General features: G+C 44.2%; 9 protein-coding genes. 2 read left to right on the top strand and 7 right to left on the bottom strand.

Features of this window, described 5'->3' with window-relative positions; all coding sequences use genetic code 11:
- Nucleotides 1-49: 49 nt before the first annotated feature.
- Entirely contained in the window at nucleotides 50-1,912 is a 1,863-nt protein-coding gene (locus tag KIT51_09970; protein UYN85223.1) for an ABC-F family ATP-binding cassette domain-containing protein, read from the top strand.
- A gap of 348 nt (nucleotides 1,913-2,260) precedes the next feature.
- On the opposite strand, the gene KIT51_09975 is transcribed toward KIT51_09970, so the two are convergent.
- From KIT51_09975 to KIT51_10005, 7 genes are read right to left on the bottom strand one after another with little or no spacing between them, the layout of a single operon-like run.
- On the bottom strand, nucleotides 2,261-2,710 hold the full coding sequence (locus KIT51_09975) for an ATPase (protein UYN85224.1): 450 nt from the start codon (nucleotides 2,708-2,710) through the stop codon (nucleotides 2,261-2,263).
- 10 nt (nucleotides 2,711-2,720) lie between these two features.
- Entirely contained in the window at nucleotides 2,721-4,499 is a 1,779-nt protein-coding gene (locus KIT51_09980) for a hypothetical protein (protein ID UYN85225.1), read from the bottom strand.
- On the bottom strand, nucleotides 4,496-5,095 hold the full coding sequence (locus KIT51_09985; protein UYN85226.1) for a V-type ATP synthase subunit D: 600 nt from the start codon (nucleotides 5,093-5,095) through the stop codon (nucleotides 4,496-4,498). Before KIT51_09985 ends, KIT51_09980 begins: the two co-directional genes overlap by 4 nt.
- 1 nt (nucleotide 5,096) lies before the next feature.
- Complete coding sequence (locus tag KIT51_09990; protein ID UYN85227.1) at nucleotides 5,097-6,422, bottom strand: V-type ATP synthase subunit B; 1,326 nt, start codon at nucleotides 6,420-6,422, stop codon at nucleotides 5,097-5,099.
- A complete protein-coding gene (locus KIT51_09995) occupies nucleotides 6,422-8,191 on the bottom strand; it encodes a V-type ATP synthase subunit A (GenBank protein UYN85228.1) in 1,770 nt (589 codons plus the stop codon). Before KIT51_09995 ends, KIT51_09990 begins: the two co-directional genes overlap by 1 nt.
- 3 nt (nucleotides 8,192-8,194) lie before the next feature.
- Nucleotides 8,195-9,010 carry a DUF2764 family protein gene (locus KIT51_10000; protein ID UYN85229.1) on the bottom strand — a complete coding sequence of 272 codons (816 nt, stop codon included), beginning with the start codon at nucleotides 9,008-9,010 and terminating at the stop codon, nucleotides 8,195-8,197.
- A 2-nt stretch (nucleotides 9,011-9,012) separates the two neighbouring features.
- Nucleotides 9,013-9,633 (bottom strand): hypothetical protein, encoded by a 621-nt coding sequence (locus KIT51_10005; GenBank protein UYN85230.1) that lies wholly within the window; start codon nucleotides 9,631-9,633, stop codon nucleotides 9,013-9,015.
- Between the two features lie 209 nt (nucleotides 9,634-9,842).
- Between KIT51_10005 and KIT51_10010 the strand changes: the two genes are divergently transcribed.
- The gene (locus KIT51_10010) at nucleotides 9,843-10,796 is read left to right on the top strand and encodes a nitronate monooxygenase (GenBank protein UYN85231.1); all 954 of its coding nucleotides are present in this window, start codon (nucleotides 9,843-9,845) and stop codon (nucleotides 10,794-10,796) included.
- Nucleotides 10,797-10,847 lie beyond the last annotated feature (51 nt).

Genomic DNA, 10,847 nt, shown 5'->3' on the forward strand with positions numbered 1-10,847 from the left:
TTCTTGCATCCTTCACTGTACTTTTGTGGCTTATATAATCGGGTAATCTGTGAATTTTCTCTCCGCTGAACTCATTTCAAAATCTTTCAATGATAAATGGCTCTTTAAAGACCTGTCCTTGGGTATAGCACAAGGCGAAAAACTTGCTTTTGTGGGTAACAATGGTGTGGGTAAATCAACCTTGCTCAAGATTTTAACAGGTGAACTCTCTCCGGACTCCGGCACGGTTGTGATCCGGGAGGGTATCAGGCTTGGTTACCTTACCCAACAGCCCGCGGTAAATGAAAACTTATTGGTGAAAGATATTCTTTTTAATGACCGCAACGATGTGGCTCGCGCTGTAAAGGAATATGAAGACTGCCTGCACCATCCGGAGGTTGCGCCCGAACGTATGCAAGCTGCCCTGGAGAAAATGGAAGAACTGAGTGCATGGGATTATGATTCAAAAGTGCAGGAAGTTACCGGTAAGTTGGGTGTCCCAGACATGGATAAGCCCTTTAAAGCATTATCGGGAGGACAGAAGAAGCGTATTTTCCTCGCCCAGCTTCTGCTAAACGAGCCTGATTTGATTATAATGGATGAACCCACCAATCACCTTGATCTTTCGGCAATCGAATGGTTGGAAAACTACCTTGCAGGTCAACAGATTACTTTGATCATGGTCACACACGACCGGTATTTCCTGGACGCAGTGGCTACCGAAATTGTTGAGCTTGACCGGCAACAATTGTTCCGCTATAAAGGCAATTACGCATACTTCCTGGAAAAAAAATCAGCACGTGAAGAAATGCTTAAAGCTGAAGTAGCCAAAGCCCGAAATTTATTAAAGAAGGAGCTTGAATGGATGAGGCGTCAGCCGAAAGCACGGGGCACAAAAGCAAAATACCGTATTGAGGCTTTTTACGAACTTAAAGAAAAGGCTTCGCAGGATTTACGAAAAGACCGATTGGAACTCGATATCAAGGAAACCCGGCAAGGTGGAAAGATATTGGAAGTCAACCATCTTTCGAAAGCTTACGATGGAAAGGCGATGGTCGATAATTTTTCATACGTATTTAAGAAACACGATCGAATTGGAGTGGTAGGAAATAACGGGGTGGGGAAGAGCACTTTCCTGAATTTAATTACCCAGCGCCTTAAGCCCGATGCCGGTGAAGTGCTGCCAGGTGTTACCACCAAGTTTGGCTACTTCACCCAGGACTCAATGAACCTGAACCCCGCAAACCGCGTGATTGAAGAAGTAAAATCGATTGCCGAGTTTATTACTTTATCAGACGGATCGCAGGTATCGGCATCGAAGTTTCTCGATAATTTTTTATTTCCTCCCGAAAAGCAATATACGTATGTGGAGAAGCTAAGCGGGGGAGAGAAAAAGAGATTGCAATTACTAAAGATGCTGGTGACCAATCCTAACTTTTTAATTTTGGATGAGCCCACCAATGATTTTGATATCGACACGTTAAATGTGCTGGAAGAATTTCTTGAAAAATTTACCGGATGTTTGTTGCTGATTTCGCATGACCGGTATTTTATGGATCACCTGGTCGATCAGCTTTTTGTATTTGAAGGCGGTGGCAAGATCAGGTTCTTCACTGGAAACTATACCGATTACCGCGATTGGGTAGATGAGCAAGAGTCCATAAAAACCCGTAAGTCATCGGAAAAGCGTGAAGGAGGAACTGAACAATCGGCCGTAAGAAAGATTTCCTATAAAGAGAGGCAGGAGTACGAGCAGTTGCAGTTGGAGATTGATTTACTGGAGGCGCAGAAGCGTGAATTGGAAGCTAAAATCAACTCAGGTATTTCCGATCATAGTAAATTAGTTGAACTGGGGCAGCAATTACAAACAACAACTGAATCAATAGAACAAAAGACAGCCCGGTGGCTGGAGTTGGCCGAGTTAGTTAATTAATTTTTAAGGTTATGATGGTTACCATTACAAGTATTAAGCTAAAATCTCACTGGAAGATTTTTGCATTTTCTTATAATACCATGAAGATTATTGGGCAACTGAAAGAACCAAATTTTTTGCAGAAGAAGCCGCGTGGTATCTGGACCTTGCACTATTCGATTACCTAATGGAAAAGTGAGAAGGATTAAAAGCCTTTGCAAAAAGAGGTGCCCATCTGCAAGTCATGAAGATAAGTAATGATTTGGCCGAAGAAATCAGAACACTAACTTACGAGACCGATGCTTTTCCAACCTGGAAAGAAACAAAGCAACTTTTAACTGTACGCTGCAAGGTTTTGCAATTCTGAAATCAGAGGGATGCATTAATCAAAAATGTAGCTGCAAAAGCAATGATTGCGTAGAGTTCCGGAAATACGGCCAGGATCAATGTTTTGCCGAATACATCGTGCCCACCCGCTATGGCATTAATACCGTTACCGCAAACTTTACCTTGCTGGATAGCACTGATTAATCCAACTCCGCCCATCATAATACCTGCGCCTAATATTGCCGCGCCTTGCAGCATGGTAATGCCATCGGTAAGGATGCCCGATGCATTGATGGTATAAAAACTGGCAAACCCGTACAATCCTTGCGTGCTGGGTAGTGCACTTAGCAACATGTAATTGCCAAAGGCATCGTCTTTGCGTTTTAATGCACCAATGGTGGATTGACCACCGATGCTTACACCAATGGCACTGCCTATCCCTGAAAGGAATACCATCAGGCCGAGTCCGAAATACGCTAATGTGATTTCCATAATAGTTGTTTTATGTTTTAACAGAATGAATTGATTGCTTACGAAATGCCCGGAAGGGTTTACCACCGCCTATAAAGCCGCTGTTCTTGTAAAATTCAACGAAGGTGAGGCGCATGGGATGCACGAAAGCACTTAATGTTGAGAGTAAAAAGTTAATGGTATGGCCAATGAGTAACACAACAATAAATAAAATGTAACCACCGTACGGGACGTCTTTCATGGATAGCGCAATGCTGTTAACCACCAAACCAAGTATAGCACTCGCCACCCCTAGGGCAAATAACCTTATGTAACTGAGCAGGTCACCCAATACGCCTGTAATATTGTAAAGATCGGCCAGGCCCATGCCCAATGATTTAAGCCATCCTTTTTCAGGGGCACCAAAAAGCACGATCCCACCCAGTGAAACCCATAATGTTACGTGGGTAATTGCAGGCATCAATTTCATCACATACATGTCGACCAGGCATAGCAGCAGAATAATCCACGCGATACGCGAAATGGAATGCACAAAGCCTTTAAATTTCCATTGCTTATAGGCCTGCACACCCATGCCAAAAATAATTTGGATAAAACCTATGGCCAGTGCAAGGTTAAAGAGTTGATCCTGGTTAAGAAATACTGAACTCAGTTGCGTTGCAGCAGGAAGGTTAATGAGTTCAATGCCGAAAAAAGTTCCGGATACAATACCTGCTACTATGGTTGCGAGCCCGAACAATTGTCCAAGGGTATAGTAATTTCTGTTGGCCTGGTTAACACGAAGTTTAAGTATTGTAGCCAACACCAGAATAATCAGGCCGTAGCCGGCATCTCCCAGGCATAATCCAAAGAAGAGAAGGAAAAAGGGTGCAAACAACACGGTTAAATCAAGTTCGTAGTAGTTTGGAAGTGAGAACAATGCACCAATAGGTTCAAAAAGCCTGGCAAAGCTGTTATTGCGAAGCAGAACTGGGGGTGCTTCGCCAGGTTGCGGTGCTGATTTCACGAATACTGTTTGTGAACGGTTCAGGAAAAGTATTAGTTTCTTTTCAACTTCTGCCGGGCACCATGCTTCAATCAACCAAAGACCACCATCGTGCACCGCGCTGGCTGACGTATTGGCCAGGTGATAACTAAGTTTGTCCTTTGCTTCAGCCAGGCGTTGATTCAAAACATTGCTCAGGCTGGAGGCATAATAATCCAGCTTTCGGTTAAGGTGCTTTACTTTTTCCTTTGCCTTGTGTTGCAGCTTAATAAGCTCATCCAGTGATTCTTCAGGCAAGGCAACAGGCGAAATGGGTAATTCCTGCCCGGGCTTTCGAAAGATTATGAAATAGAGGTTGCCACCAATTTTGTTTACCACCTGCAGGTGGTATTGATTTAACCATTTTTGTTCAAAATGGCGTTGTGGATATTCAAAAAATTTTACTTCAAAACCAGTGGTTGTTTCCAATCGTTTCAGTTCAGTACGATTGAAATTCCCCCACGGTTTAAGTAGTTTTATTTCAATAGCCAGTGCTTCTACCTCATTAGTGGTGCGCTCCAGTTCCTTTTCCATAGCCCCGATTTCTGACAATGTAGGTTCGGTTTCTGTAGGGCTGTATTCCAGAACTTTAACTTTACGTTGTTTAAATCTTCGGATGGCTTCTTCCGTTTCGCGAATAATGGAAGACAGTTCATGCGTTGTGGCATCTTCCTCGGTTTGCTGTGTGTGGATATGCACCAGCCCAAGGTCCATGAGTTTATCCATGAAGGCATCCTTATCCTGGTGATGCACGAGCAGGCCATATTTGATCATGGGTACAATCATAAGGCTACCTGTTTCTCCTTTCTTTGTTTTAAAATTTTTTGGGCTGCTTTGCTCAGGTTTTCCTCATCTTCCAGAAAGCGCTTAATTTTTCGGATGGCTTCCTGGTATTCGGGAATCTGAACTTTTTCGTACAGGTTAACTTTTTGGGTTGTTTTCTTTCGTGCCAGTTCAAGAATGTGGGTTGCCCGATGTGAAACTTCACGCAGTAAACTCAGTTCGGTCAGTTCTTTCAGGATGTGGATGCCATCTAAGAACCAATCGGGTTTATGGTACTGACTGATTTCCCGGACTTCAAATTCGAATGTATCCAGTACAGGAATTTTTACTCCTGCTATAGCCTTTTTTTTATAAATAGCCGATTTTATTGAAACCAGCCCTTCTTCAAATTCAACCCATAAGCGCGCAAGGTTTTTCACTTCTTCCTTCCTGAAGCTTAGTTTTTCTTCATACTCAACCGCGATTTTTTTTAGTCGCTTAATCTCCATCCGCAAAGCCGATTCTTTGCTTTTCAAAGTAGGCAAAGCTTTCTCCCTGATTTTGAGCTGTTCACCCAACTCGTAAAGTGCACTCTTGTTGTATTTAAAACTCAGGGCCATATTAAATTTTAGTTGGCCAATAACGTTCGGTAAGCTCTTGTTTAATGGCTACTTCTTCTTGCGAAAAATATGTACTGAAGAGTTCCCAACTAATGTCCAGCATTTTTTCAATGTCGATGTTCACATCAATGGCCAACAGTTTTTTACTGTATTCTCTGGCATAATTCAAACAACGTTTATCGTAATCACTCAGGTCAAAACCATTTTCAAGTTTGGTGCGTGCGTTTGCGGCATCGGAGTACAGGCGAACGGCAGCATTCATTACCTGTGGATGGTCTTCGCGGGTTTTCTTACCGATAACAAGTTGCTTAAGCCGGGAAAGGCTCCTGAACGGATCGACAATAGTTTTTCCGATTTCTGAGTCCCTGCGTAAAAACAATTGCCCCTCAGTGATATAACCGGTATTGTCCGGTATGGCATGGGTAATGTCTCCACCGGAAAGGGTTGTAACGGCAATGATGGTAATTGAGCCACCCTGCGGAAACTGCACGGCCTTTTCGTAGAGCCGTGCCAGGTCACTGTAAAGCGAAGCTGGCATATTGTCTTTTGATGAAATCTGGTCCATGTTGTTGCTTACAATACTGAGGGCATCGCAATACAACGTGAGGTCGGTAAGGAGGACCAATACTTTTTCGTTCCGGTCAACGGCAAAATATTCCGCGGCAGTTAAAGCCATATCGGGTATCAGCAGCCGTTCAATGCTGGGATCTTCTGTAGTGTTAATAAAGGAAACAATACGGTCCAGTGCCCCGGCATTTTCGAACACATTTTTGTAAAAGAGATAATCATCGTGCGTAAGGCCAATGCCACCCAATACAATTCGATCGGCCTTCGCGCGTAAGGCTACATCGGCCATTACCTGATTGTAAGGTTGTTCAGGATCGGCAAAGAAGGGTATCTTCTGTCCCGTTACAATGGTATTGTTCAGGTCGATACCGGCAATGCCGGTGCGGATTAGCTCAGAAGGTCTTTTTCTGCGTGTGGGGTTTACAGTGGGGCCACCCAGTGGTCGGTTTTCTCCTTCCACTTCCGGCCCATCATCAATCGGCTTACCGTATGCGTTGAAGAACCTCCCGGCCAATTCGGTTGAAACTTTTAATTGGGGCGGGCTTCCGGTAAACATTACTTCGGCATTGGTGGGTATGCCATCGGTGCCGGAGAAAACCTGGAGGGTAACCTTATCGCCAATAATCTTAACTACCTGCGCAAGCCTTCCGTGTACAACCGCCATTTCATCATAACCGGCCATGTTGCTGTGAAGCTCGCAGGTGGCTTTGTTGATGCGGGATACTTTATAGAATATCTTTTGAAAGGCTTTCGATTCCATCAGGAAATTCTTTTTTCATTAATTAATTTCTTGAACGACTTTAGTTTGGTATTAAATTCTTCACTTTCAAATTCGCTATAGTTCAATTGTTTGAGTATGTTGATGATCCGTTTGAAGTAAGCGGATACTTCTTCAAAGGTGTTGAATTTGAAATCCATACTGTTGATCTGTAATACCAGCTCCAGCATGTAGCGTTGCCGGGGCAGGGGTGTCATGGCATCGATGGCATCAAACGCATCTTGCTGAAGGATGATGAAGTCGATGATTTCCGCTTTCCAGAATTGCACATGGTAATCTAACGGCACGCCATCATCGCCTAAAATGTTTATCTGGTCGCGTACCTCGCGGCCGCGCAGTAAAATATCTTTTGCCTTGGTTACTTGTTGTGTCCATCGTGTAGAGATGTGCTCGTGTAAATAGCTCTGCATCTCCGGGTACTCCAGGTATTTGGAGTAACTCTCTGTGGGGTCAACTGCAGGATAGCGCTTTTGGTCGGCACGCTTTTGCGATAAGGCATAGAAACATCGGGCAGCTTTTTTTGTGGCTTCCGTTACCGGCTCCTTCAGGTTACCACCACTGGGCGATACAGTTCCCAGGAAAGTTATGGAGCCGGATTCGCCATTATTTAACGAAACATACCCTGCCCGAGCGTAGAAGTTGGCGATGACGGCAGTAAGGTCCATTGGAAAAGCATCCGGGCCGGGCAGTTCCTCCAGCCGGTTGCTCATCTCCCTCAACGCCTGTGCCCAGCGTGAAGTGGAGTCGGCTAATATCAAAACTTTTAAACCCATGTTCCGATAGTACTCCGCTATAGTCATGGCGGTGTACACAGAAGTCTCGCGTGCTGCCACCGGCATGTTGGATGTGTTGGCGATAATAATGGTGCGTTCCATGAGTTTACGCCCCGTATGCGGATCGTCCAGTTCGGGAAATTCGGTAAACACATCAACGATTTCGTTGGCGCGTTCGCCACACGCTGCATAAATAATTACATCGGCTGTAGCTTGCTTTGCAATAGCGTGCTGCAACACCGTTTTACCGGTACCAAAGGGCCCGGGTATAAATCCTGTTCCGCCCTCGGCCAGTGGAATAAGCGTGTCGATCACGCGCACTCCGGTTTCCAACAAGGCAAATGGCCTAACTTTTTCAGCATACGATCTTATCGGTCGCTTGATGGGCCATCGCTGTGCCATGGTAACTTCGATTTTTTTATTGGCACTGTTGACCAATACAGCAACAACATCGGTAACGGAATATTCCCCTTCAGGCACAATAGACTTGACAGTATATTGCCCGTCCACTTTAAAGGGTACCATAATGCGGTGGGTAACGGCATTTTCATTTACTTCACCTAGCCAGTCCGATGCTTGCACACGATCACCTGCTTTCGCCAAGGGTTTAAAAAACCATTGTATGTTACTGTTAAGTGCTGCACTGTATTGCCCGCGTTGTATAAACAATGATTCGAATTGGTCAAGATCATTTTGGAGGCCGTCATAGATTTTTGACAACATGCCGGGGCCGAGCGTTATCTCCAGCATTTCACCGGTAAACTCAACCAGGTTACCCACTTTCAGGCCCCGGGTGCTTTCAAAACACTGAACGAAAATATCGCCATGGATAATTTTGATCACTTCGCCCAGCAATCGCTCTTCGCCTACGGTTATAAAGCATATTTCATTTTGTGCAACCGGTTCATGGCTTGCAACAATTACCAGGTTGGCAATAATGCCCGTTACTTTTCCTGCTTTATGTTTTACATCGTTCATGCATTAAAAATTTTCAGGAACCCGGTAATTTTTGGTTACGGAATCCAGTAAGGCACCGAGCCGTTGCTGCCCGCTTAGTTCGGTGTCTGTAAAGTTGCGGTTAATCAATTGCAGTTTGATGGCATAAGCCAGCAGTCGCTCAATACCAAACGTTGTTGACGATATTTCACCCAGGTAGTGCCAGCGCATTTCATTGATGATCGATTCGCGCAAGGCAATGTCGGGGTTGTCGTAATGCCGAAGTACTTCCCTGAATTGAAAATCCCAGGCGTGTAAATCGATGGCGTCCGGTTTAACACTGCGCAGGTATTGGGCTTCATAATGATTGCCTAGAACTTCTTCTTCAGGATTTAATCCGAATTTATGGCAGTTCAACCAAATGAGCAGGTTCTTCAAATTCTGATCGAAGTATAACCACTTTTTTAAGAAAGCGTTAGGAACATGTTGTGACCAGCCGATGAAATAGGTGGTGGCCAGGTTGATTAATTTTTTTGCACTGGCGCGTTCCCAAAGTTTTCGGGTATCAGCTATAAAGTTTTGGAGAAATTCAGGTAGCCCATCCGGCATTTTTAATATGTTGGTTAAATCTTCTTGTGAAAAATTGCCGAAGGGATGCCAACGGGTATTGGTCTCTTTTATCAGTTTTACCAAATTTTCAATGTCGTATAGATAGAATAGCACACTGAACAATTCCTTATCGTGCGGTGTCAGTTCATCCCAAATGAATTCACGGAAGCGCAGTAAATCGTACACCGGATTTTTATCGGTTAGGTTAAGCTCGGGAAGCGAGGTGATGAGATAGTAATACCCCTGGCGCATGATCAGTCTTCTTTTCCGAACAATAATTTGTAAATGCGCGGCCGGGCGAACGAACTAAAGTAATGTTCAAAATCTTCATCAGTGAAGTTTACCTTAAAGCCCTGGTCAACGGCATCCACCTGGAAGCCATGCTTGATGGCTCCGTTAAATTCTATACTAATGCCTGTTTTCAATAAAGTGGCTGCGCGCTCCTCAAGGTATTGCCGATATTGCTGGTATTCATTTTCCGGTAACAGTATCCGCAGGCGCTCTTCACGGCCAACGTGTGTGAGCCAATAATCCATTAGTTTGCTAACCAGGGTTTGCATAAATGCGGTGTCTTGCACGGCCGTGGTTACAGTGTCGTGCGTTAATTTGTAGATGATGACATTGGTAATTTGTTGTTTGAGGTTAACCAACGCATTGCGTGCGGAGAGTTTCATTTCCGTTTCTGCCTTCAGTTTCATTTCCGTGGCTTTGCGTTCTGCATTGTCAATGATTTGTTTTGCTTTGGCTTCAGCATGGTCCACCAGGTCGCAGGCTTTTTGGGTAGCGTCATCGATGATTTCTTTCGCCTGTGCTTCTGCTTTTTCGATGCCTTCCCGGTAAATTTTTTCAGTCAGTTGCTGGATGCTCTCGTTCATGGCAGGCTGTTTTTTAAATGCTTATAAAGATAGTTCGATTGCCTTAAAGTGCCTTGTTAAATCGTTCATGACAAACCATTTTTTAATCATGAAAGGGCATGACGAAAGTCATTGAAAATGAAATTTTGATGACGGGATGATTCGCGTAACAATTTCTTAACAAGATTGGGTATTTTAGGTTAGCTTGGTAGTTTAAACCCGTAGTGCGAATGAACATCTTGACGCTGGATAAAATGCTGGGCATTGATTACCCGATTATTGTGGCGCCCATGTTTTTGATTTCCAATACCAGAATGGTGAAAGCAGCATTGGACAGTGGCGTTACAGCGGCATTCCCCGCCCTCAATTACCGAACCGATAAAGAATTGCGGGAGGCAATTGCTGAGATAAAGGCTTATACCGATAAACCGTTTGGTGTTAACCTTATCGTCAATAAATCGAACTACAAGTTTAAGACACAGTTAAAAACCGTGGCTGAATTGAAACCGGCTTTTGTAATTACTTCATTAGGCAATCCAAAGGAAACCATTGCGGTGTGTAAGCCATTGGGCATAAAAGTTTTTTGCGATGTAATTGATTTAGAGTATGCCCGAAAGGTTGAATCGCTTGGGGCGGATATGGTTATTGCCATCAATAACAGGGCAGGGGGGCACACCGGAAAAATTGCCCCTCAAGAACTTATTGATTTACTGAAGGCAAATATTTCGATACCGATTATTGCTGCCGGTGGAATTGCCACTGCACAACATGTGCAAGAGGCATTGGCTATGGGTGCTGCCGGGGTATCGGTAGGCACAATTTTTATCGCCTCGGAGGAGGCCGATGTTACACCGGAATATAAGCAAGCTTTGGTTGACTATGGTGAGAAAGACATCGTGCAGACCACCAAGCTTTCCGGATCGGCATTAACGGTTATCAATACTCCTTATGTTCAGCAGATAGGAACAAAAGCAACATGGTTTGAACGCATTATGCTTAAGAATAAATGGTTGAAAAAGTATGTTAAGATGTTCGTTGCCCTAAGGGGAATTAAAGCTATTGAAAATGCCGCTTCAAAAGCTACTTACAAAACCATTTGGTGTGCCGGGCCTTCAATTGAGTATGTGCATGCCATAAGGCCTATGCGCGATATTGTACGGGATTTGACCCTGCAAAACGAATAATACCTCACAAGACATTATTAATCAGCATTTTCCGATTACCTTTGGGGGTTT

The sequence above is a fragment of the Cyclobacteriaceae bacterium genome, assembly GCA_025808415.1.
Lineage (GTDB): Bacteria > Bacteroidota > Bacteroidia > Cytophagales > Cyclobacteriaceae > UBA2336.